Genomic DNA, 24,418 nt, shown 5'->3' with positions numbered 1-24,418 from the left:
ATCATCAGATCCAGGCGGAGGCCAGCGGACTGGGGGTATACTTCTTCCAGTTGGATGACGGACCGCTTCAGGAAAGCGGACTGTTCACCAACGTGAGTCCGGGAGATCACATCGTGACCATCGTGGATCAGAACGGCTGTGGAAGTGTGAGCATCCCGGTAGGAGTGATTGACTATCCGCTGTTCTTCACGCCAAATCAAGACGGCTTCCACGACACCTGGAACATCATAGGAATCGCCAGTAACCCTACGGCAAAAATTTATATATTTGACAGATTTGGAAAGTTACTCAAACAGCTGAGTCCACTAGGGCCTGGTTGGGATGGAACCTACAACGGTAACCCGATGCCATCGAGTGATTACTGGTTCCAAGTGATCTATGACGAGGACGATATTGAAAAAGAATTTAGAGGACACTTTACCTTAAAAAGATAATTGCATGAACTTGAAGAAATTATCCCCGATTATTGCCCTACTTGTATGCGGTATAATGAATGCACAGGAAGGAATACCTGTGTACTCAGATTATCTCTCAGATAATCTATATCTACTGCATCCATCTATGGCTGGGGCTGCGAACAGCAACCAGATCAGACTATCTGCCAGACAGCAATGGTTTGATCAAAACGATGCGCCAAACTTACAGACTTTGGCGTTTAACGCTAGATTGGGGGATCAGTCGGGAATAGGAGCGATCTTATTCAACGATCAAAACGGTTTCCACTCTCAAACTGGAGGATACCTGACCTATGCTCACCATATCATGTTTTCAAGATCTCCTGTAGATCTGAATCAACTTTCATTTGGATTGAGTGCTGGTTTGGTACAGTCTTCTTTAGATGAGACCAATTTTGACTTGAATGACTTTGATCCGGTAATTGCTGGGATTATTCAAAGTACTTCATACTTCAATGTAGACGTAGGAGCTTCCTATAACTTCTTGGACTTTTCGGCTCACTTTACCGTAAAGAACCTAATATTTAGAAATAGAGGTTTGTTTTCGGAAGAGTTTGAATCTGCGAATCAGCGACGTTACTTACTATCCGCAGCTTATACGTTTTCTACACGTTACAGCGGTTGGACCTTTGAGCCGTCAACTTTGTTTCAACTTACAGAGCGTACCGGCGAGAAGTTCATCGACTTAAACTTCAAAGCGTATAAGGAACTTGACTTTGGAACTGTTTGGGGTGCCTTGTCTTACCGCAGAAGTTTTGACGGAGCGGAGTTTTTGGATGGAGTGAATATCGGTGACCAAAAGTTGCAGTTAGTAACTCCTATTGTTGGGGTGAACTACGGGCAATGGATGTTCGCCTATACCTACTCCTACCAAATTGGAACGGTTCGATTTGATACTGGTGGATTCCACCAGATCACTCTAGGATTTGACTTTGGAAAACGCAGAGAGGAATACGATTGTAATTGTCCTGCGATTAACTAATAAAAAAAGCCCCGATTGATCGGGGCTTTTTCTTTTTCTAGCTTGTTGTAACTAGCGTTCCCAAGTGTAATTTTTCTTTTCTGCCTGCTTTTTAATGGCTTCCAACATGGCGTTACCCAAACCTTTTGTGCCTTCTTCTTTTTGCTTCTCAGCAATGAATAAGCGGCGTTTTTCATTGAGCTTTTGAATCTCCTTTTGGATCTCAGCTCTAACCGCTGCTTGCTCCGCGACATAAGCTTTAATCTCTTCTGGAGTTTTTCCTTTCAGCGCTTCTGGTAGATATTCTTCTTCTAGCTCTTCCAATTCAAAATCCTCATCTGCTTCAATGGCATCAACAAGGTCCCAAGAAGTATTCTTATACATTCCACTGCCCTTACTCACCGTTCTGCTCACTGCATTGGCCTTTCCGTAAGATTCGGCATTGCTGTCTTGAACGGCTTGCTGTTCAGCCTTAGCATATCCAATGGCGCCATAACGCACATAAGTGTTATTGAGTTTAAGATTCAGTTGTAAGATAACGTCATCATAAGGAGATGCAATATGCACGGTGCGCTGATTGTGATCAATTGCCATATAGTCTCCGTAAGTCAAATCGGCTCCGTCTTTCCATTTAGTATGTACGCCTTGTTTAAAGTCTCCACAGAAAATAGTGTTCACCACTACGCCCTTTTCTTTTGCATCTTGAGCAGCGTCAACATAGTTTACGGTTCCTTGAGTAAAGGGTTCATTGCCCGCAATAAAGACCATTTTAAGATCGTCTCCGTCTTTACCCCAATCCAGTTGATTTAAAGAGGTTTGAACTACTTGACCGCAGAATTCGCTTCCACCATTAGTGCTCAAAGAAAATAGCTCTTTAGATACTTCGTCCAAATCATTGGTGAAGTTGAGTACCTGTCTAATATGTCCTTCTTGACTCGGAAGTCCATCATTTCCGTATTCGTAGAGCGCGATCTGTAAATTGGGTTGTACAGATTTACAACGCGCATAAGAAAGTTCGTTGACGATCTCCCAAAGTTGCGCCTTGGCCTGATCAATGAGTCCATCCATTGAGTTGCTCGTGTCTAGCAACAAAGCTACTTTAATAAAGTGCTTGTTGGGATTGTTAGTCACCGGAGTAGTAGTGGCAATGGCCAGGTCCTTATCATTATCGCTTACCTCACCTTTGCAAGAGGGCAGTAATGTCATACCCAGAATACAGCTTGCTATCAAAATTCGTTTCATGTCGATATTTTTTATTTTACTGAGGTAAAACTAGCGGGACAGTACTTAAAGAAAAAGTTAGAATGAGTTAACGCTACCAACCGTTTAGGGAACTTCACTCTGGTTTTAGGCAAGTGGTCAATTTTGGCCTAATATTAGCATTTACAGTAACTGAGCGGTTTTCTTTACTGCTTAAAAAAGCCTAAGTTTACATCACTATGCAAGCTCGATACACATATCTATTGCTTATAATAATACTGTTAGGAATCGCACCGGTGAGCCTGGCTCAGGTCGATGCCAACAGTGATGGCAGCACGCGCTTGCAACCTCGGGAGAGTTTTACGCTTAAAGGAAGCATCTTTGATGACGAGCTCTTGGAACCGATCAGTAATGCGAACATCGAAATATCAGGTGGCGCTTACACCACTACAGACGCTGCAGGAGACTTTAGTATCCGTGCACGTGTTGGGGATCAACTCATAGTGACCAGTGATGCTTTTGAGACCGTATATTATGAAATTCAGGACGATCAATCCGTGCGAATCCTTGTCAAAAAAGCACCGGGTACGGAAAATGATGTAGTCAGTCAGAAAAAATTATCTTCTAGAAAGCAGGAGTATACCAACGTATTTCCCAAGTATATAGACTCTGCTAAGTCCTATTTAAAACAGGATGCTAAAAAGAGTATTGAGTATGTAACTCAGGCTTTGGAATCTACGCGTGATCAACGTCCAACCCCCGCTCAAAATGGTATTGCCTTTGAAACTTTAGGAGATATAAATGACTATTGGTTGCAGCATGATCTGGCAGTAGAAAACTATAAAAGCAGTCTGCGTAGTCTTCCTAAAACAGCAGTAGAAATAAAGTTGGCGCGTACCTATCGCAACAACAAGAACCACCAAGAAAGTCTGCAGGCCTATCAGCAATTGTTAGAAAAGGAATTGACCAACTATCAGACCGTGGAGGTTTATGAAGGGTTGGGGGATACCTATATCGCTATTGGAGATCTGGACAATGCAGTAGATAATTACCAACGCGGGCTGCAAGTGGCCAAAGATCATTTGATCACTCCAAAGATCACCAACTTGAACTCTAAAATTGGTGAGGCCTATGCAGCGGCGGGCTCTCCTGCAATTGCCAACGATTATTTTGAAAGTTCTCTAGAATTGGCGGCTGATGAAAGCGAGGTTCGTTCTGTAAAAGAACAAACTAAGGTGGCCGACTTTTATAATGCCAACCGAGATTTTGACAAAGAGATCAAGCTGCGTACAGAGACGCTCAATATGTTGGACTCCATTGACCTTTCTACGATTACTGCGGCGGATGATGTAGTGGAAGATTTGACTCCGCAACGTCAGAATTACAAAATAGCCAATGCTTTGGTCGCTCAAGACAACTATCAAGCGGCCATTCCTTACTTAGAGAAAAGTATTGCTCAGGCAGATGCCAGTGGTGATCTCGTGGTTCAAAAAGACGCCACGAGGAAACTATCAGAGGTATTCAGAGATCTGGGCATGGCAGAGAAGTCAGCCCGCAGTTATGAGAATTATGTGGCTGTGGTGGATGAACTTTACCGCAGAAAGGAGCAGGAGCTTTCTCAAGCCGCACGTTTCAGTCGGGACATTGCCTTAAAACAGAACCGCATTACCAGTTTGGAAAATGAGCGGCAGCTCAATGAGTCGCGATATAAATTAGCTTTTGAGAATCAAGAGCTCATCGAAAAGAACAACAAGGTTCAAAAGTGGATCATCGCCTCCCTTGTGGCTTTGGCTGTCTTGCTTCTGGCTATGGCTTATTTCTTAAACAAGGGCATACGTCAGCAGAAATACGCCAACAACCTTTTGGCGCTAAAATCACTGCGCACCCAGATGAATCCGCATTTTATTTTCAATGCCTTGAATTCTGTGAACAGTTTTATTGCCAGTAGTGATGAGCGAACGGCCAATAAGTATCTTTCTGATTTTTCCAGGCTGATGCGTTCCGTGTTGGAAAATAGTGAGGAGGATTTCATTCCGCTGTCCAAGGAGATTGATCTGTTGAGTATTTACACCAAATTAGAGCACTTCCGTTTTAAGGACAAGTTTGACTATGAGATCATCTTGGATGAAAAACTTCACGTGGACGACTTTGTTATTCCGCCTATGCTGCTGCAACCCTATATTGAAAATGCGGTATGGCACGGTCTGCGCTATAAAGAGACCAAGGGGAAATTAGAAGTGCGTTTTGATCAAACCGATTCGGAGACCATCACCATTACTATCACCGATGATGGAATTGGACGTAAAAAGTCCAAAGCGCTTAAAACGGCCAATCAGAAAAAACAACAATCCAAAGGAATGGGTAACATCAAAAAACGCATCCAGATCCTAAATCAAATGTATAAAGACAAGGTAGACGTCACCGTGAGTGATCTGCAATCAGACGGCAGCGGTACACGGGTAAGCCTTATTGTAAAGAAAGACCAATGATCTTAAAAGCCATCATCGTAGAAGACGAAGAAACCAGCCGGGAAATTCTAAGAAACTACCTCAAAAAATACTGTCCCAGTGTGGAATTGGTGGGAGAGGCAGCAGGAATTGAAGAAGGCCTGACCTTGATCCGCAATAATAGTTTGGATCTGGTATTCTTGGATGTGGAAATGCCTTATGGCAATGCCTTTGATCTTTTGGACAAGGTGGGCGATAGAACCTTTGAGACGGTTTTTGTGACGGCCTATGATCACTACGCCATTGATGCCCTAAACGCTCATGCTTCGTATTATCTTTTAAAGCCGATCTCAATTGACGAGCTCATCAAGGCTGTGGATTATGTTTCGGAGATCAAACAACAAGAAGAGCGTTTGCAGGATCAGGTTTTGGTGCCCTCATCAAAACAGGTACAAGGTAAGATTACCATTCCGTTACAGTCTGGATTTGAAGTTTTGGCCGTTGATGATATTCTGTATTGTCAAGCCGATGATAATTACACCCAGATCTATCTACAGAAGGGCAAAAAACTCGTCAGTAAAACCCTGAAATATTTTGAAGATATCTTAACTGATCAAGGCTTCGCCAGGATCCACAAATCCTATTTGGTGAACGTCAATGCCGTTGTTGCGTATAACAAAGGCAAGGGTGGGAGTGTGGTTTTGAGCAATGGGAAAGAACTCTTGGTCTCCGCGGCAAAAAAGTCAGCGCTCTTGTCTTACTTTAAATAATCAAACATGCATATTTTACCCGTTCGCGGTATTCATCCGCAGATCCCAGAAGACTGTTTTATAGCGCCAAACGCTACCATTGTCGGCGAAGTTATGATGGGCCCGCGTTGTAGTGTGTGGTTTAATGCAGTTCTTAGAGCAGATGTGCATTATATCAAGATTGGGGAACAGGTCAATATTCAAGACGGGGCTGTGATCCATGCAACCTATCAAAAATCTCCGACCACCATTGGCAATAATGTTTCCATCGGCCATAACGCCATTGTTCACGGCTGTACCATTCATGACAATGTGCTGGTAGGCATGGGCAGTATCATTATGGACGATTGTGTGGTAGAATCGGGGAGTATTATTGCTGCGGGAGCTGTTTTGACCAAGAACACCCACGTTCCAGCAGGAAGCATCTTTGCGGGAATGCCGGCCAAAAAGATCAAATCAGTGAGTCCAGAACTTTCTTCTGGGGAGATCGATCGGATTGCAAATAATTATGTGAAGTACGCTTCTTGGTTTAAAGATCCCGATCAGAAATCTTTATAGCTGATGCTTTTTGGAGCAGGATGATCCGCCAGAATCTTTGAGATCACCTTGGGGTCGCTATTGGTGTAAAACTGATGGGAAGACTTTTCATGTGCATAGCTTAACGCGTGCTGTTCTAATATGCGCTCGGTTTGACGAGCTACAGCTTCTCCGCTATCAATGATCTTCACCTCTTTGCTCAACAAAGTCTTGATCTTTGGAATTAAATAAGGGTAGTGGCTGCATCCCAAAACCAAATGATCAATATTTGCCGCTTTCATTGGCGCTAGATATTGTGTTAAAAGCGATTCCATCTCTGGACTCTCTATTTGATCACTTTCAATGAGTTCAACCAAGCCTGTACCAATGACTTCGATCACTTCAACATCTTTGGCAAAGGTCTCCGAGGTTTTTGCGAACAGCGCACTGCTCAAAGTGCCTTGTGTGGCGAGGATGCCCACGCTCTTGGTCTTTGTTTGCAGTGCAGCGGGTTTTATGGCGGGTTCTATTCCAATAAAAGGAAGCTCGTAATTGCTTCGCAGATAATCAATGGCATTGGTAGTTGCGGTGTTGCAGGCCACCACAATGATCTTTGCACCTTGATCAATAAGAAGTTCCGTGTTCTTAATGCAAAGGGCTAAGATCGCTTCTTTGGATTTCTTACCGTAAGGTGCGTTCTTACTATCGGCTAAATATAAGGTATGCTCTAAAGGCATTTGGGCCTCAATAGCACGCCAGATGGAAGTGCCGCCAACGCCAGAATCAAATATGCCAATAGGTCCTTTGAGCTTCATATGCTAAAAATAAAAAACTGCCTCCGGGATTCCGAAGGCAGTTTTGAAAAGTTTTGAGAAAGTCTGGATTAGATTCCCATCTCTTTCTTTACAGCATCCAATAGGTCTGGACCATCACAAAGGATAACTCCGTTACCTACTGCACAATCCAATACATATTGGTAACCTTGTGCACGAGCCACTTTTTGAATGGCTGCACGCGCTTTTTCCAATAGTGGAGTCATAAGGTCAACTTCTTTTTGTTGAAGGTCCTTAAGTGCGTTTTGCTGATATTCTTGAATTTTCTTTTGCATATCCTGAACCTCTTTAGAGCGACGGATGTTCTCATCATCGGTTTTGCTCTCAGCCTCAGCATTATATTGCTTCATTTTAGCTTCCCACTCCTGAGCCATAGTTTTGATCTCAGCATCATAAGTGGCTTGCAACTTCTTTAATTGGTTTTGTGCGTCAACCATGCTCGGCATAGCTTCTACCAACTTTTGGGTGTCAATATGGGCAGTCTTAGCCACATCTTGCGCCTGCACAAATCCGGTAGCTCCAACAAACAACACCAACGCTACGCATAAAGATTTCAAATGTTTCATTGTAATTGTATTAATGTTTATAAGTATTATAGATTATCAATTCTGTTTGAGTTATAGGCCTCCGCCATCATCATCGTCACCGTCATTATTACGGCGCGCAGCACGTGCTGCATCGATGGAATCTTTTCTAGCTTGACGCTCCGCTAACAAACGTGCGCGCTTTGCATCAAATTCTGCCTTCTTAGCAGCGCGAACTGAATCACGAACTCGTTTACGTTCTGCTAAAAGTGTTTCTCTTTCTGTCTTCTGAGCGGCCGCTGCAGCAGCACGTTCAGCGTTCTTCGCTTCGATCTCTTGCTCTTTAGCGGTCACAACTGCATCTTCTTCTGCAGAGAGTGCCTCGCGAGCTTCAATCTCTTCTTTGTCTTTTTTAGACGTTGCTTGAGTACGTTTTGCCGCTCTGTTGATGGCGCGTACCACTTGGTCGCTAATGTCGTTGCGTTCTGCAGCGAAGAGCATCACAATGTCTGCAGACTTGTCAAAGATGAAATCGTATTTTTTGGCCTGTGCGATCTCCTGTACAATATTGAAGACCTGATCTTGCACGGGTTGTACCAATTGTCTGCGCTGGATGGCCAAATCTCCGTTGGGCCCAAATCGCTTTTGTTGGTAATCCAATACTTCATCTTGCTTGAGTTGAATCTCTTCTTCGCGTTCTTCAATGAGTTCCTTAGTAAGTAAAACACGTTCGTTACTAAGGTCCACCTTCATTTGATCCACCTCTGCCAATCTTTTTTCAATGTCCTTTTTCCACTGTTGAACTTTATTGTCCAATTGCAGGGAAGCCTCTTGGTATTCTGGAACGTTTTCCAGAATGTACTCCATATCGATATAACCGATACGCGCTCCGCGTTGGGCGTAGCTCAAGCTGCCAATCATTAAGGCAGATACCAAGAGAATTAATTTTAATCGCATAGTCTTAGTCAGTTGAGTAATAGAAAATATCGTGCCAAAGCGTTTAAAAACGTTGACCAATTATAAAATGCGTTTCCCATCCATTAGGTTCGATTCCACCAGGAATAGGGTCGAAACCGTATCCGAAATCGATTCCCAAAAGTCCAAACGCAGGCATAAATATACGGATTCCTGCGCCAGCAGAACGATTAATAACGAAGGGATTATAATCTCTAAAACTATCCCAAGCCGCTCCACCTTCTATAAACGTAAGCGCGTATATTGTTGCCAGTTGTTTCAAACTGATAGGGTAACGCAATTCTAACGTAAATTTGTTGAAAATCGTATTTCCATCAATGGTCGATAAGGATTGGTTTGGATATCCACGCAGCTGTACTACTTCACGTCCGTCCAAACTGAAAGCTCCAAGTCCGTCACCTCCGACAAAGAAACGCTCAAAAGGAGGGATTCCACGATCGTTGTTATAAGCTCCTAAGAAACCGAATTCAGCATGGGTTCTCAGTACCAGTTTGTCTACTACTCGGGTGTACCAAGTCGCGTTGAATTTGATCTTGTAGAATTCCAACCACTTGAATCGCTCTTGGTCAATACGCGCCTGATCTGGATTTCCATTGATGTCTTGGAATTCTGGATCGTTCTCCAAATTTGCAAAGTCCGTGCTGCTAAAGAGTGACCATGGTGGCGTCAATTTAGCCGTAAGGGCAAATTGAGATCCTCCCAATGGATAGATCGGGTTTACCGTGGTATTGTCACGACTCAATCCAATAGTATAGGCCAAGTTGTTTGAGAATCCATCACCAAAGGTAAAGAGGTTGGTAATGTAGTTCTTCAAGTCAAAGTGCTGGAAACTTACCGCATGTGAGATCTGGAAGAAGTCATCTGGCCATTTCAAGCGCTTAGCAATACCTAAAGATCCACCCGTGATCAAGAATTTTCTAGAGCGGTCAGCATCTCTACTTCTAAAGTCGAAGAAGAACTGCACCGTATGCGAGAACGAGGCCGAAAATTGGATCGGTTTACGTCCACCCAACCAAGGCTCAATGAATGATAGGCTATAGGTTTGGAAGAAGGTACTAGCTTGTGCGCGCAGCGACAGGGTTTGCCCGTCTCCCATAGGAAGCGGTTTGTACGCTTTCCCGTTAAAGATGTTTCTAATAGAGAAGTTGTTGAATGACAGTCCAACGGTTCCTACGAATCCACCTCCACCGTAACCACCTTGCAGCTCGATCTGGCTAGACCCTTTCTCCACAACGGAGTATTCCATGTCTAGCGTGCCCGAGTTCGGATCTACGTTTTTAAAGTTTGGTGAGATCTGCTCTGGGTCAAAATAACCTACCTGTCCTAATTCACGTACGGTACGCACTACATTGGACTTGCTGTAGATCTCTCCTGGACGTGTTCTGAGTTCACGATACACTACGTGGTCATTGGTACGGGTGTTCCCAACAACGGTCACGTGATCAAAATAGGCGGGTTTCCCCTCTATGATACGGATCTCAAAATCTATGGTGTCGTTTCTTACGTTTACCTCTACTGGGTTAATTCTAGAGAAGAGGTAACCGTTATTCTGATATTGGTTGGTGAGGTCTAAAGCCTCTGGATCTCCAACATCGGCGATGCGTTCTTCAAGCAATACCCCGTTGTAAGTATCTCCTTTTTGGATCCCCAGTACACGACTCAAAAGTTCATCGCTGAATACGCTGTTTCCGATGAAATCAATATCGCCAAAGTAATATTGGTTTCCTTCTTCTACAGTGAGCTCAAGGGCAACCGTATTATCATCTTTTCGGATCAAGGTGTCGCTTACGATGCGCGCGTCACGATACCCGTTCTCCTTGTACTTGTCCAAAATAGATTCTTTATCAGCCTCGTAATCGTCTTCGATATACTTGGAGCGCTTCCAGAATCGAAGCGGGAATCTCTTTTTGGTATTTTTCATGGCCTTTTGAAGCTTGGCATCTGTCAAAGCCTCATTGCCACTAAAGGTGATCTCATCAACCTTCACGCGTTCGCCTTTATCAATGGCGATGGCCAAATCTTGTTTGGTTTCCAAACCAGTGATGGAGTCCATCACGTTGGTGGTACTCATAATTACCTGAGCGTTCAAGAATCCTTGCTCGCGGTATTTATTCAAGATGTAATTCTTTGTGGTGGTCAAAAGGTTTTGAGTGACCTTCTGTCCTTTTTTAAGTTCGTTATCATTTATGATATCACGAGCCTTTCTATCGCGGATTCCTGAGATCGAAACATTGTTCAGCGTTGGCAGTTCTTGAATGTTGATCTCTAGGTCAACTACATCGCCTTCCATACGGGTAACATAGATACTGATGTCTGAGAACAGGTTTTGGTCCCAAAGGTTGGTGATGATGTCACTCAAACGTTGGCCCGGAACGTAGATACGTTCTCCTGTCTTTAGGCCAGTAAAGGTTAATACCGTTTGCGCGTTATAACTTTTGAGTCCTGTGATCTCTATATTACCGATCTCGTACTTGCGATTTGCGTCTAAGTCACGTTTCTGACCAAAGCTCGAAAAGCTCAGTAAGAAAAATAAAAGGAGAAGTGGTAATGTTCTTTTATAGGAATTCAAAAATATAGTGTTAGTTGAGTTGTTCACTGGTCTTTCCAAATCTGCGTTCTCTGTTTTGATAATTCAGGATAGCCTCGAGTAGATGTTCCTTTCTAAAATCGGGCCAAAGTACCTCTGTAAAATATAATTCCGCATAAGCGATCTGCCATAGTAAAAAGTTGCTTATACGCTGCTCTCCACTGGTGCGAATCAACAGATCCACGTCCGGTAAATTAAGCGTGTAAAGATGCTTATTTATAACGTCTTCATCAATCTCTTCAATCGAAATTATATTATTTTTAACTTTGGAACTTATTTCTTTAATAGTTTTTGTGATTTCCTCTCGGGAGCCATAACTCAAGGCCAAAGTCAAGGTCATTCTGTCGTTGTCTTTGGTTGCTTCAATCACTTCATTTAATTCCGTTCTCGCCTTATTTGGCAAGTCATTCAGCGCTCCAATAGCACCTAATCGAATGTTGTTTTTCTGGAGGGTTTTAACTTCCTTTTTCAGACTGGATACCAAGAGCTTCATCAGGGTTTGAACCTCCAATTTGGGTCGATTCCAGTTTTCTGTAGAAAAGGCGTAAAGTGTTAAAAAAGATATGCCTAACTCTGCAGCGCCTTCTACGACTTCTTTAACCGCTTTGGCTCCACTTTCGTGACCTTTGGTTCTGAATAGACCGTTCTTTTTAGCCCAACGTCCGTTGCCGTCCATGATAACGGCCAGATGCTTCGGAAGCTTTGCTTTGTCGATACGATCTAATTTGCTCATCGTTAGAAATTACAATAACACGGTTGTCGACCAAAGGTAAAACTCAGGGTTAGCCCTGTGAATACGTACCAATCGTCACTATTTAAATTACCGAATTTAAGGCTTTGGTCGTCTGCGAGGTCCTTTACGGGGTTGCTGCCGTCCAAGGCGTCTGTCAAGGTATATCTGGCCCCAATTTCAAGTCCGAGAATCATTTTTGTTCCCAGTGTCGCTTTGTAACCAACTACCATAGGGATCGCGAAATCCCAGGCGCTGCCAAATTTACGAATCACATCGGTATTAGGGTCCCTAAAAAGGTTATTATATCGAAAATACGTCAAACCGGTATATAAATACGGTGTACGCTGCGGTTTGCCGGAATACATGCTGAATTCCACGAAGTTAAATTCCAAACCTAAAGAAGCCTCTGTGATGGAATTGGTGAATGTCAGACCGCGTTCTGCTCGGCGTGTTTCGCTGGATTTATTGTCGTCTCCTTTTAAGTTGGATTGGATCAAAGTAAAGCGGAATGCGTGGCGCGGGCCGCGATTCCATTTCAATATTCCACCAAAGTGCAGGGTGTTGGGCGAGATGTAATTGGTGCGTCCTACATCACCAATAAAATTGGTTCCACCTAGAACGGCTCCAATCTCGTAGGTTTGTGCGAAGCTCGAAAAGCTTCCTAATCCTATAAAAAACAGCAAAAATAAGGCCCTCATATCCCTGAAAAAACGTGCAAATATAACAATAAACTTGAGGTAACCACAGCCTTAGCTGTATCCTCCGAGAAGTAAAACAGTAAAACGCCTGTTTTATTGTTTAAAATTGCGCTTGTCTTCGCCCCAAAGTAGCTTCTGGCGAATGGTTTTGATAAAGCTGTCGTGATTGAGTTGAACCAGAGAAATTGTAAAGGGTGCACGGGTGATCTCTACCTCGGTATCATTGTTTAAAGTCACGATGCGAGAATCCAAGGAAAGCAGATAGGAATCTTCTCTGCCGTAGACTTGCAGTCCAATGGCCGTATCGTCTGGAATTACAAAAGGTCTTGCGTTCAAATTGTGCGGGGCAATTGGAGTGATCACAAAGGAGTTCGATTGTGGATCGATTACTGGTCCTCCACAACTTAAAGAATATCCTGTAGAGCCGGTAGGAGTTGCAACGATCAAACCGTCTGACCAATAACTGGTCAGATACTCTCCGTTGAGCTCTGTTGCCACGCGGATCATACTGGTAGTGTTCTTTCTATTGACGGCTACCTCATTGAGCGCAAAGTTCAAAACACCTTCCATGGCATTGGCCGGAGTGGTCTTTACCTGCAACAGGCTGCGTTCAGAAATGCTGTATTGCCTGTTGAGGATCTGGTCTATATGTTCTTTGAGGTCGTCTTTTTGAATGGTGGCTAAAAAACCAAGGCGGCCCGTATTGATCCCAACGATCGGGATATTTAGATCTTTGACATAAGTAATGGAACGCAAAATGGTTCCGTCTCCACCAATACTGAAAAACAGATCGTAAGTGTTGTCTAATTGCGTGAAGGTCTCAAAGGATTCGTAGTCCTTCTCAATATTTTCATTGGCGCGGATAAGTTCCAAAAAATTCGCTTCAATGAAGACATCGGCTTTGGCCTTGTCTAAAGCATTGAGTACCGAAGCGATATAACCGCCCGAATTTTTGTGGTAAAACTGTCCGTAGATCGCGATCTTCATCCCTAAGGCCGATTACATATTGAGGTATTTGTCCAAATACTTGGAGCGGGCTTTTAGGCTGTCCAGATAAGTGTCCTCAGCATGCTGAGAAACAATATTGTAACCGTAACGTCTAAAGGTCTGCACAATGGTATTGATCCCCGTTGGTGCAATCTTGACCGTTGCTTGAATGATGTCGTTCTCCATATGAGATACAAAAACACCTAACAAACGCGCATCGTTAGACTCTACAATTTGACAGATCTCACTAAAGGAGTAGTCGTTTACACCTTTTTCCACAATGATAATGCCTCCTGCTTCATGCAAGAAGGGTGTTTCGCTGAAAAGGTTCATGATGTCCCCCAGTTCTACATAACCGAGATATTCTTGCTCTTCATTAAGCACAGGCATGATGTTGCTCGAATGTTGGGCAAAGGCTTCTAAGACATCCAGCCAATTGGTGTTCTCACGCACAAAGAATCCCTCTAAAGTGTATTGAATATCCAAAATGCTCTTGTCACTTTCAAAGCAATGTGCGTCGGTCTCAGAAATACAACCCAAATAGGTGCCTTCATTGTAGACTGGTAAATGCGAATAAGTGAGATTGTTGAAAGCATTTTGAACTTCGCGTACCGAGGTTTCTAGGCTGAAGGGTCTAACGTCGTTAATAATGTATTCCGCAGTATTCAATACCAATAATTTTTATGCAAATTAATCAATTTTAAGGAGCATGAGCCTTTATCATCTTCGTATTTTTGTAATCAAATACTAAGCCATGACGCGATTAAGCGTAAATATCAATAAAATAGCTACCCTGCGTAATGCGCGTGGAGGTAACGTGCCTAACCTGCTTAAAGTCGCTTCAGATATCCAAGATTTTGGAGCGCATGGAATCACCATTCACCCCAGACCCGATGAACGACACATCCGATATCAGGATGCGCGCGATCTAAAAGACGTGGTTCATACAGAGTTCAATATTGAAGGGAATCCGGTGGGCAGCTTTGTGGATTTGGTCAACGAGGTACTGCCCGAGCAAGTCACTTTGGTGCCAGATGCAGAAGATGTCTTAACCTCTAATGCGGGTTGGGATACGGTCAAGCACAAAGATTTTCTTACCGAGATCATCGCAGAATTCAAGGCGCGAGGCATACGAACCTCCATTTTCGTGGATCCGGTTCCGGGAATGATAGAAGGCGCAGCTGAGGTTGGCACCGATAGGATCGAGTTGTATACAGAAGCCTTCGCGAGTGGTTATGCTGAGGGAAATAAGCAAGCCGTTAAGCCCTATGCTGAATGCGCTCAGTTAGCGCACGAGCTCGGTTTAGGAATTAACGCAGGACACGATCTTTCCCTAGATAATATTGCCTTCTTTGCACAAGAGGTTCCGCATTTAGCCGAAGTGTCCATTGGTCACGCCTTGATCTCTGAAGCCTTGTATTTGGGCTTGGAGAATGTGGTCAATATGTATATCCATAAATTAAAATCATGAGTTTATTACACTCACGAATTGTCGGTAAAGGGAGCCCGCTAATTATTCTTCACGGCTTTTTAGGTATGGGAGACAATTGGAAGACCCTTGCCAATAAATTTGCGGAAGCCGGCTTTCAAGTGCATTTGGTGGATCAAAGAAACCACGGACGGAGCTTTCATGATCCCGGATTTTCATATGCCTTGATGGCGCAAGATCTGCTCGTTTATATGGACCGCCACGGAATTGAATCCGCTAGTTTCATCGGGCATTCCATGGGCGGAAAGACGGTGATGGAATTCGCTACCCGAAATCCGCAGCGCGTGTCAAAAATGATCGTTGCAGATATCGCTCCAAAGGCCTATCCGCAGCACCACCAAGCCATATTGAATGGATTAACCAATCTTTGGGAAACCCAGCTGACCGAGCGTTCTCAGGCTGATGATTTATTAAGTGAATACGTTGCTGAACCCGGTGTGAGGCAATTTTTGTTGAAGAATCTGTACTGGGTTGACAAAGGTGTTTTAGGGCTCAGGATGAACCTTCCCGCTTTAAAGCAAAATATTGAAGAAGTAGGTAAACCTCTGGCAGATGACGCCCGCTTTGAAGGACCAACACTGTTTCTAAAAGGTGCAAAATCAGACTACATACTGCCTGTTGATGAAATCATGATCAAAAGACATTTTCCCGCGGCAATCATTGATGAGGTCGCTGCTGCTGGACATTGGCTACATGCCGAAAATCCTAGGGAATTTTACCAAAATGTTATAGATTTTTTATAACATTGCACAACATTTATTATGTATGCATAATAAATAGGTAGTGATTAAAAAGAACTACCTTTGTAATCGAACTAATACTACAATCTAATTTTTAATCCCTTTTTATGAAAAAATTACTCATTTTCGCTGTTTTTGCGTTGACTGCGGCGGTGACTTATGCAGGTGGATACCGTGTGAGTCTTCAGGGGCAGAAATCTCTGGCTATGGGACACACGGGTGTGGCAGTCGTAAACAGTGCCGAATTGGTGTTTTTTAACCCTGCCGGTATGGTCTACCTTGAAAACAAACTAAACATCTCTGCTGGTGTTTCTGGTGTTTTCGCTGATGTAAAATTTCAGAATACAGAATTCGGATATTCTACAGAGACTGACAGCCCTGTTGGAACTCCATTTTATCTGTATGCTTCTTACAAAGCTAACGACTGGTTAGCCTTTGGTCTTGGTGTTTACACACCTTATGGTAGTTCTGTTGAATACCCGAATGACTGGGAAGGATCTCACTTGGTAAACAATATTGAGTTGGCTGCGATCTTTGTACAACCAACTGTTTCTGTGAAGATCTTTGACGAGTTGAGTATCGGTGGTGGTCCTATCTATGTGACTGGTTCTGTAAACTTCAACAGAAACTTGAACCGAACCTTATCAGATCTAGACGGCAACAGAACTAACGTTACTGTTGATGCTTCTGGTGTTAATGCTTGGGGTTATACTATTGGTGCGATGTTCAAACCAACTGATAAGATCAACATTGGATTCAATTACCGTTCAGAAATTATTCTAGACGCTGAAGGTGGAGAGGCTGACTTTGAGAATGTACCAAACTCACCTTTGACTCCTTTTGCTGATACTACTTTTGACGCTTCTTTGCCACTTCCGGCAGAATTGACCGTTGGATTCTCATACCAATTCCACAGCAAGTGGTTGTTTGCTTTTGACTTCAACCGTGCGTTCTGGGATGTGTACAACTCTTTGGATATTGACTTTGCAGATCCTAACATTCCAGATTCATTCAACCGTAGAAACTACAAGAATGCTTCTATTTACCGTTTTGGGTTACAGTTTGAGGCGACTTCTAAGTTTACTTTGCGTGCAGGATACTACTTTGATGAGTCTCCGGTACAGGATGGCTTCTTCGCTCCAGAAACTCCACGTAACGATTCCAACGGGTACACTGCTGGTTTGACCTTCAACTTGAGCGATCGTTTCCAGATCGACGCTTCTTTCCTTTACTTGAGATTTAAAGAAGTAGACGCTTCTTACGATTTCTACTTTGAGGATGGTGTTGCCGTTCCATTTGGAGGAACTTACAAGTCGAACTCTTTCATTCCAGGTCTTGGAATCTCTTATAGAATGTAATCACAACCTAATCTGATAAGCCATATGAAAACATATATTAAATATTTATTTGTCGCTTCTGCAGCTTTCTTTGCAAGTTGTGAAGTTGAATTTGAAGAACCGATCACTGACGAAGGTTTCTACACCACAGGTGAAGCCAATATGTCAAGTTTTGTTGCCGTGGGTAACTCCCTTACTGCTGGTTTTGCAGACGGTGCACTTTATATTACAGGACAAGAGAACTCTTATCCAAACATTTTAGCGAATCAATTCGCTTTAGCGGGTGGAGGAGAATTTACTCAACCTTTGATGAACGATAATCTAGGTGGATTGCTTTTAAGCGGAAACCAGATTTCTCAAAACCGTTTTGTATTAGCTGCTGATGCTGAAGGTAACTTAGGACCTGCAGTTCTAGGTGGTATGCCAACTACTGATGTTGCTAACGGATTGGCAAGCCCATTCAACAATATGGGTATTCCAGGTGCGAAGAGTTTCCACTTGGTAGCGCCAGGATACGGAGATGTAAACGGAGTTCTTACAGGTACTGCTAACCCTTACTACGCTCGTATCGCTACAAACGCTTCTGCAACTGTTGTTGGAGATGCTGCTTCTTTGAACCCTTCTTTCTTTAGCTTGTGGATCGGAAACAACGATATCTTGAGTTATGCAACAAGCGGTGGTTCTGGAGTTGATCAACTTGGAAACTTGGATCCATCAACATACGGACCTAATGATATCACTGACCCTAACGTTTTTGCTTCTGTATTTAGTCAAGAAGTAGAGGCTTTAGCTGCTGGTGGATCTGGAGGTGTTGTGTTGAACATTCCTGATGTAACTTCTATTCCATTCTTTACTACAGTACCGGTAAACTCTGTTCCATTAGACGAGGCTACTGCTGCTACTTTGAATGCGAACTTTGCACTTTACAATGACATTGTTTTACCAACACTAGTTAGTTTTGGGATCATTAGTGCAGAAGAAGCTTCTTCACGTGTAATTACATTTGAAGCTGGATTGGGTAATGCGCCAATCATTACAGATACAGATCTTACTGATGTTACAGCGATCCTACAAGGACCTCCTGCTAACTTAGATCCTGAAACTGCTGCATTGCTTGGACAACTGCGTCAGGCTAATGAGAATGACTTGATCGTTCTTACTGCTGCTGGTGTTTTAGGAACTCAAGTTGGAGACGATCCTTTCGCGATCAACGGTGTATCAGTACCTCTAGCAAACCAGTTTGTATTGACAGCTACTGAGCAAGCACGTGTTGCTGCTGCTGGAGCTGCATACAACGCTGCTATTGAAGGTATTGCTGCTGCGAATGACCTTGCTTTTGTAGATGCTAGAAGTGCTTTGGCACAAGTGGCTAACGGAGGAGTGATGAGCAATGGAGTTATGTTGACCAATGAGTTTGTAACTGGTGGAGCGTTCTCTTTAGATGGGGTTCACCCAACTCCAAGAGGATATGCATACACGGCAAACTTGATCATTGATGCGATCAACGCCAAATACGGAGCTACAATTCCAAACGTAGATATCGGAACTTTCGGAACCATTACCTTGAGTAACGATTAAGACCATCTAAATATCACATGATAAAAAGCGTTATCTTCGGGTAACGCTTTTTTTTGTGCAAGAGCGAAGCGGTTGATCAATGCAGAAAGTCTTAATTTCCTTGATTAACAGCGCGATAAAATTTTCAAATTGATGAATACATTACTCAAAATTGCCCTTACAGCAGGGGCTGTATTAATTCTCGCCAATGTACTGCCTGGAGTTGCAGTCTCCGGCTATTGGGGTGCGATCATCGTCGCTATTGTCTTAGCGATCCTGCGCCTTTTTGTAAAACCCTTGTTGATCCTTTTCACCTTGCCTTTGACCATTATAACCCTAGGCTTATTTCTCTTTGTGATCAACGCGGTCATTGTTTTGCTGGCCAGTGAGATGCTCGATGGATTTAGGGTAGATGGATTCTGGTGGGCTGTACTGTTCAGTATCTTGCTTTCCTTCTTGCAAGCCTTTGTCAATTCCTTGGTGAAAGAAGAAAAACCAAAGGCCTGATAATCAAGTCTTGCTTCCCTTGCTGATGGCTTAAAAAAGTCGTAGTTTTGCACTCCGATTTTCAGAGAAAAATACATTATGAACATCAGCAGAAACGATATTGATGATTTGAACGCCGTAGTAACTGTGGCGATCGAGAAAAAGGACTACGCAGACAAGGTAGAGACCATTTTAAACAACTACAGAAAGAACGCTAACATCCCAGGCTTCCGTAAAGGACATGTGCCAATGGGAATGGTGAAGCGTCAGTACGGAAAGGCCGTTTTGGTCGATGAGGTAAACAAATTGCTTCAAGATTCCTTACACAAATACCTTACGGAAGAAAAGCTAGAGGTACTCGGAAATCCACTTCCAAAAAATGAGACCGACATCAATTGGGATGGAGACGATTTCAACTTTGAATTTGAATTGGGTCTGGCTCCTAAGTTTGAGGTAAACATGACTCCTAAGAAAGCGGTTACTCAATACAAGATCGTTGCTGATGATGAAATGATCGACAATCAAGTAACCAGCATCCGCAAACAATACGGAAAATTGATCAGCCAAGCTGAGGTTGTTGCAGATGCAGAGATCACCGGAACCTTCAAAAATGAAGAAGCTGGGATCGATAACAAAACTACGCTCTCTCTAGATCGCGTTGACGGAAAACGTCAGCAGAAAGCCTTATTAGGTGCTAAAGTAGGAGAGACGGTTACCCTTAAGACCAAGTCTATGTTTAAGGACGATCACCAAAACCAAAGCGTGTTTGGTGTTTCTCATGACGATGCACATGGTTTGGATGTAGAGGTAGCCTTTACTATTGATGAGATCAATACACGTGAACTTGCTGAGATGAATCAGGAGCTCTTTGATAAACTCTTCGGAAAAGACGTGGTGAAGTCAGAAGAGGAATTGCGTGGAAAGATCAAAGAAGATGCTGAGCGTCAGTTTGCGCAACAAGCGGATCAAAAATTATTGAACGATGTTGTAGACTCATTGATCGACAACACCAAGTTCGATCTTCCTGATGGATTCCTAAAACGTTGGTTACGCGTAGCTGGAGAGCAAGAACTTTCTGAGGACGAAGCCAATGCAGAATACGAGCGTACCGAAAAAGGTTTGCGCTACCAATTGATTGAAGGCAAACTTCGTGCAGAACACAATTTGCAAGTGACTTTTGACGAGTTGAAAGACTACGCTCAAAACATGATCAAAGCGCAAATGGCTCAGTTTGGACAAATGGATCCGTCTCAAGAAGAATTGGATGGCATCACGGCTCGTATCATGAGCAACCAAGAAGAAGTTCAGCGTTTACAAGAGCAGTTAAACGGTCAGAAAATGCTTGATTTCTTTAAGGAAAATGCAAAATTAAAGACTAAGGAGGTAACCTATGACGCCTTCGTAAAAGAGGCCTACAGTTAAACCGGCTTATTTTAATTATCTTTAGGCGTCGAATCCGTGAGGATTCACGCCTTTTTTTGTCAATCAAAACTAAAATGTGCAACAGAAAATCTATTACGGGCTTGAATTACTTCAAAAACAATCAAAAGTACTTTTCAATTTGACCGTAGCCCTGCTACGCTAAAATTGAGAAAGCAGTTGTTTTTATTGTAACTCAAACCCTCATTACGAAGTTCTCTTACACAGTTTAGTTTAAAAATCAAACCCATTTACATGGACTACGGAAAAGAATTTAAAAACTTTGCTATAAAGGATCAAGGGATCAGCTCTACGTATTACGATAAGATCGTGAGCAGCATGTATCCGGTTGGTCTAACTCCAAACATTATTGAAGAGCGTCAAATGAACATTGCGATCTTTGATGTATTCTCTAGATTGATGATGGACCGCATCATCTTTTTGGGAACAGGCATCAACGATCAGGTGGCCAATATCATTCAAGCACAACTGTTGTTCTTGGAAAGTACAGACAGCTCTAAAGACATTCAGATCTATATCAACTCTCCAGGAGGAAGTGTTTACGCCGGATTGGGTATTTATGATACCATGCAGTTCATCAAGCCAGATGTGGCTACGATCTGTACCGGAATGGCTGCTTCTATGGGAGCCGTATTGCTTTGTGCTGGAGCTCAAGGCAAGCGCAGTGGATTGACCCACTCCCGTGTGATGATTCACCAACCACTTGGTGGCGCGCAAGGACAGGCTAGTGACATTGAGATCACTGCGCGTGAGATCTTGATCTTGAAAGAAGAATTGTATCAAATCATCGCCAAGCATTCTGGCCAGACTTACGAGAAGATCTACCAAGACTCTGACCGTGATTACTGGATGAAGGCAGACAAAGCCAAAGAATACGGTATGATCGATGAAATATTAACCCGCGGATAATTGCCGTTATACGCTTTACCTGAATACCCAGAAAGATGGCTAAAGAAGAATTAGAATGTTCGTTTTGTGGGCGTAAAAAGCCAGAGACCAACTTGCTTATTGCAGGGCTGGATGCGCACATTTGCGACCGCTGTATAGAACAGGCTCATGGAATTGTGGTAGAAGAAGCTACCCACAGCAGTAATGCTGAACTTTCCAAAGAGCTCATGCTGAAGAAACCCAAAGCCATTAAAGAATTTTTGGACGAATACATCATTGGGCAAGAACACACCAAAAAGGTGATGTCTGTGGCTGTTTACAATCACTACAAACGATTGTTGCAACCACCTACGGATGATGATATCGAGATTCAGAAAAGTAATATCATTATTGTTGGGCAAACCGGAACGGGAAAAACATTAATGGCTAAAACAGTGGCACGTATGTTAAACGTGCCCTTAGCCATTGTTGATGCAACGGTATTGACAGAAGCTGGATACGTAGGAGAAGACGTAGAAAGCATCCTGACGCGTTTGCTTCAAGCTGCAGATTACAACGTAGAAAAGGCGCAGAACGGAATCGTTTTTATTGATGAGATCGATAAGATTGCCCGTAAAAGTGACAACCCTTCCATTACCAGAGATGTTTCTGGAGAAGGAGTACAGCAAGCCTTATTGAAGCTGCTTGAAGGGACTACTGTGAACGTACCGCCAAAAGGTGGGCGTAAGCATCCAGATCAGAAGTTTATTGAAGTCAATACGGAGAACATTCTCTTTATTGCTGGAGGAGCTTTTGATGGGATTGAGCGTGCTATCACCAAGCGTTTGAATATGCAAGCGGTTGGATTTAGCGCTTCTAAATCAGACGATGCCTTTGAGCGTGACAACTTGCTCAAATACATAATTCCTAAGGATCTTAAAGACTTCGGTTTGATTCCAGAGATCATTGGACGTCTGCCCGTTTTGACGCATATGGATCCTCTAGACAAAGGAACCCTAAGAGCTATTCTTACCGAACCAAAGAACGCGATTGTAAAGCAGTACAAGAAGCTCTTTGAGATGGACGAGATTGACTTTGTGATCACGGAAGAAGCTTTGGATTATGTGGTAGATAAGGCCATTGAATACAAGCTTGGAGCTCGTGGACTGCGTTCGCTTTGTGAAGCGGTATTGACAGACGCAATGTTTGAGATGCCTGGAACGGAAGACCGTCAGTTGCACGTGACTAAAGAGTATGCAGAGAAGAAGCTCAACAAGTCTACCATTAAAAAACTCAAGGCAGTCTCTTAAGCATTCAGTTTAAGTAATTCCTCTAAATAATCTCGAGTATTTGCCAAGCGAGGCACTTTGTGCTGTCCGCCCAATTTGTCTTTGGCTTTCAGCCAATCGTAGAAGACCTTTTCACGTCCAAAGTGAACCGTGGGTAGGTTGAGTGTGGTATTGTTATAGCGCTTGGCTTCGTAATCAGAATTTACTTCTTGTAGGTATTGATCCAGAAGTGTGGTGAACTTCTTTTGATCTGCCGGCGGTTTTTTAAATTCGATGAGCCACTCATGAGCACCTTTTTCACGCCCTTCCATAAAGATCGGGGCAGCGGTATAATCCACAATTTCGCAGTCGGTCTTGGTGGCCACCTTTTTCAGCGCGCTTTCTGCATTCTCAATGATCAATTCCTCTCCAAAGACATTGATGTGATGCTTGGTGCGTCCACTCACACGAATATGATACGGTCTTACCGAAGTGAATCTAACAGTATCTCCAATCTTATAGCGCCACAATCCGCCGTTGGTGGTAATCACTATGGCGTAATTCTTTCCAACTTCAACTTGATCTAAAGGAATCACACGCTGCTTGGGAGTGCCGTAGAAGTCCATCGGAATGAATTCATAAAAGATTCCGTAATCCAGCATGAGCAAGAGGTCTTTGCTGTCATTCTTGTCTTGAATGGCAAAGAATCCTTCAGAAGCATTATAGATCTCATAGTATTTAAAGTCGTCCTTAGGCAGGATGTGTTTGTATTGATCCACATAGGGTTCAAAACTTACACCACCGTGAAAGTAAACCTCCAAATTCGGCCAAATATCAAAAAGATTATTCTCTCCAGTCGAGGTCAATACCTCATTGAGTAAAACCAGCATCCATGATGGGACGCCCGCCAAACTGGTTACATTCTCCTGGATAGTTTCGTTGACGATAGCCTGCATCTTGGTCTCCCAGTCGGGCATGAGTGACACCTCACTGCTGGGAGTAGAACTGAACTCTGCCCAAAAAGGCATATTGTCAATCAAAATAGCAGATAGATCTCCAAAGGCAGTACCGTTGCTTTTGTATAATTCCTTGCTGCCACCTAGACGTAAACTCTTGCCTACAAAAAGCTGAGAGTCAGGATTGTTGTTCAGATACATGCAAAGTAGGTCCTTGCTTGCTGCGTAATGACAATTCTCTAAGGATTCACTACTCACGGGTATGAACTTGCTTTTGCTAGAGGTGGTTCCGCTAGATTTGGCAAACCACTTGATAGGACTGGGCCAAAAAATATTGGATTCCCCTTGTCTGGAACGCTCTATAAGGTCTTTGTAGTCCTCATAAGAACTAATGGGTACACGCGCTGCAAAGGTTTCATAATCCTTTATATCTTCAAAGCCATAGCGCTTGCCGAGCTCGGTATTTTTGGCTTTTACCAAAAGAGTGTTGAGCAGTTCACGTTGCACTTCATCGGGGTATTTTAAAAAGAGTTCAATTTGATGGAACCGCTTTTTTAAAAACCAAGAGGCAATAGAATTTACAATGGGTATTGGCATTTATTTGCGCTATCTT

The 24,418-nt window shown here is 43.2% G+C and carries 23 protein-coding genes; 13 read left to right on the top strand and 10 right to left on the bottom strand.

Annotated elements, in window-relative coordinates; all coding sequences use genetic code 11:
• Both POW22_RS12175 and POW22_RS12170 read left to right on the top strand, forming a co-directional pair.
• Positions 1-434: T9SS type B sorting domain-containing protein (locus POW22_RS12175; protein WP_272832976.1), on the top strand; the 434-nt coding region annotated here is incomplete at its 5' end.
• Between the two features lie 4 nt (positions 435-438).
• Positions 439-1,437, top strand: a complete 999-nt coding sequence (locus POW22_RS12170) for a PorP/SprF family type IX secretion system membrane protein (RefSeq protein WP_272832975.1) — start codon at positions 439-441, stop codon at positions 1,435-1,437.
• A gap of 51 nt (positions 1,438-1,488) precedes the next feature.
• Here the strand turns inward: POW22_RS12170 and POW22_RS12165 are convergent, their stop codons facing one another.
• The gene (locus POW22_RS12165; protein ID WP_272832974.1) at positions 1,489-2,658 is read right to left on the bottom strand and encodes a vWA domain-containing protein; all 1,170 of its coding nucleotides are present in this window, start codon (positions 2,656-2,658) and stop codon (positions 1,489-1,491) included.
• Between the two features lie 197 nt (positions 2,659-2,855).
• Here POW22_RS12165 and POW22_RS12160 point away from each other — a divergent pair, with 197 nt between their 5' ends.
• From POW22_RS12160 to POW22_RS12150, 3 genes are read left to right on the top strand one after another with little or no spacing between them, the layout of a single operon-like run.
• Positions 2,856-5,105, top strand: coding sequence for a histidine kinase (locus POW22_RS12160; RefSeq protein ID WP_272832973.1), 2,250 nt, complete (start codon positions 2,856-2,858; stop codon positions 5,103-5,105).
• Positions 5,102-5,833, top strand: a complete 732-nt coding sequence (locus POW22_RS12155) for a LytR/AlgR family response regulator transcription factor (protein WP_272832972.1) — start codon at positions 5,102-5,104, stop codon at positions 5,831-5,833. The genes POW22_RS12160 and POW22_RS12155 overlap by 4 nt, the downstream gene beginning before the upstream one ends.
• 6 nt (positions 5,834-5,839) lie before the next feature.
• On the top strand, positions 5,840-6,370 hold the full coding sequence (locus POW22_RS12150; protein WP_272832971.1) for a gamma carbonic anhydrase family protein: 531 nt from the start codon (positions 5,840-5,842) through the stop codon (positions 6,368-6,370).
• On the opposite strand, the gene murI is transcribed toward POW22_RS12150, so the two are convergent.
• The 8 genes from murI to POW22_RS12110 form a co-directional block, all read right to left on the bottom strand.
• Complete coding sequence (gene murI / locus POW22_RS12145; protein WP_272832970.1) at positions 6,355-7,143, bottom strand: glutamate racemase; 789 nt, start codon at positions 7,141-7,143, stop codon at positions 6,355-6,357. The two genes, POW22_RS12150 and murI, sit on opposite strands and share 16 nt — an antisense overlap.
• Positions 7,144-7,211: 68 nt before the next feature.
• Positions 7,212-7,727 (bottom strand): OmpH/Skp family outer membrane protein, encoded by a 516-nt coding sequence (locus tag POW22_RS12140; RefSeq protein WP_272832969.1) that lies wholly within the window; start codon positions 7,725-7,727, stop codon positions 7,212-7,214.
• A gap of 51 nt (positions 7,728-7,778) precedes the next feature.
• Positions 7,779-8,642, bottom strand: coding sequence for an OmpH/Skp family outer membrane protein (locus POW22_RS12135; RefSeq protein WP_272832968.1), 864 nt, complete (start codon positions 8,640-8,642; stop codon positions 7,779-7,781).
• A 43-nt stretch (positions 8,643-8,685) separates the two neighbouring features.
• Complete coding sequence (gene bamA / locus POW22_RS12130; protein ID WP_272832983.1) at positions 8,686-11,235, bottom strand: outer membrane protein assembly factor BamA; 2,550 nt, start codon at positions 11,233-11,235, stop codon at positions 8,686-8,688.
• Between the two features lie 4 nt (positions 11,236-11,239).
• On the bottom strand, positions 11,240-11,980 hold the full coding sequence (locus POW22_RS12125) for an isoprenyl transferase (protein WP_272832967.1): 741 nt from the start codon (positions 11,978-11,980) through the stop codon (positions 11,240-11,242).
• A gap of 2 nt (positions 11,981-11,982) precedes the next feature.
• The gene (porG, locus tag POW22_RS12120) at positions 11,983-12,678 is read right to left on the bottom strand and encodes a type IX secretion system protein PorG (RefSeq protein WP_272832966.1); all 696 of its coding nucleotides are present in this window, start codon (positions 12,676-12,678) and stop codon (positions 11,983-11,985) included.
• A gap of 93 nt (positions 12,679-12,771) precedes the next feature.
• Positions 12,772-13,665 (bottom strand): NAD kinase, encoded by an 894-nt coding sequence (locus POW22_RS12115; RefSeq protein ID WP_272832965.1) that lies wholly within the window; start codon positions 13,663-13,665, stop codon positions 12,772-12,774.
• Between the two features lie 12 nt (positions 13,666-13,677).
• Complete coding sequence (locus tag POW22_RS12110) at positions 13,678-14,334, bottom strand: CBS domain-containing protein (RefSeq protein WP_272832963.1); 657 nt, start codon at positions 14,332-14,334, stop codon at positions 13,678-13,680.
• An 85-nt stretch (positions 14,335-14,419) separates the two neighbouring features.
• On the opposite strand from POW22_RS12110, the gene POW22_RS12105 reads away from it, so the two are divergent.
• The 8 genes from POW22_RS12105 to clpX all read left to right on the top strand — a co-directional run bounded on the left by POW22_RS12105 (position 14,420) and on the right by clpX (position 22,891).
• Complete coding sequence (locus POW22_RS12105) at positions 14,420-15,136, top strand: pyridoxine 5'-phosphate synthase (RefSeq protein ID WP_272832962.1); 717 nt, start codon at positions 14,420-14,422, stop codon at positions 15,134-15,136.
• Positions 15,133-15,897: an alpha/beta fold hydrolase gene (locus POW22_RS12100; protein ID WP_272832961.1), complete on the top strand. Its 765-nt coding sequence runs from the start codon at positions 15,133-15,135 to the stop codon at positions 15,895-15,897. The genes POW22_RS12105 and POW22_RS12100 overlap by 4 nt, the downstream gene beginning before the upstream one ends.
• A gap of 104 nt (positions 15,898-16,001) precedes the next feature.
• Positions 16,002-17,252, top strand: a complete 1,251-nt coding sequence (locus POW22_RS12095; RefSeq protein WP_272832960.1) for an OmpP1/FadL family transporter — start codon at positions 16,002-16,004, stop codon at positions 17,250-17,252.
• A 24-nt stretch (positions 17,253-17,276) separates the two neighbouring features.
• Positions 17,277-18,809, top strand: a complete 1,533-nt coding sequence (locus POW22_RS12090) for an SGNH/GDSL hydrolase family protein (RefSeq protein ID WP_272832958.1) — start codon at positions 17,277-17,279, stop codon at positions 18,807-18,809.
• Positions 18,810-18,941: 132 nt separating this feature from the next.
• Positions 18,942-19,295 carry a phage holin family protein gene (locus POW22_RS12085; protein ID WP_272832957.1) on the top strand — a complete coding sequence of 118 codons (354 nt, stop codon included), beginning with the start codon at positions 18,942-18,944 and terminating at the stop codon, positions 19,293-19,295.
• Positions 19,296-19,373: 78 nt separating this feature from the next.
• A complete protein-coding gene (tig, locus tag POW22_RS12080; protein ID WP_272832956.1) occupies positions 19,374-20,696 on the top strand; it encodes a trigger factor in 1,323 nt (440 codons plus the stop codon).
• Positions 20,697-20,948: 252 nt separating this feature from the next.
• Positions 20,949-21,623, top strand: coding sequence for an ATP-dependent Clp endopeptidase proteolytic subunit ClpP (gene clpP, locus POW22_RS12075; RefSeq protein WP_272832955.1), 675 nt, complete (start codon positions 20,949-20,951; stop codon positions 21,621-21,623).
• A gap of 35 nt (positions 21,624-21,658) precedes the next feature.
• On the top strand, positions 21,659-22,891 hold the full coding sequence (gene clpX / locus POW22_RS12070; RefSeq protein WP_272832954.1) for an ATP-dependent Clp protease ATP-binding subunit ClpX: 1,233 nt from the start codon (positions 21,659-21,661) through the stop codon (positions 22,889-22,891).
• Here the strand turns inward: clpX and POW22_RS12065 are convergent.
• Entirely contained in the window at positions 22,888-24,402 is a 1,515-nt protein-coding gene (locus POW22_RS12065) for a GH3 auxin-responsive promoter family protein (RefSeq protein WP_272832953.1), read from the bottom strand. The two genes, clpX and POW22_RS12065, sit on opposite strands and share 4 nt — an antisense overlap.
• Between the last annotated feature and the right edge of the window lie 16 nt (positions 24,403-24,418).

The organism is Gilvibacter sediminis, assembly GCF_028561565.1.
GTDB lineage: Bacteria > Bacteroidota > Bacteroidia > Flavobacteriales > Flavobacteriaceae > Gilvibacter > Gilvibacter sediminis.
The sequence above is the reverse complement of the archived record's forward strand: the minus strand, read 5'-3'. Positions and strand labels throughout refer to the sequence as shown.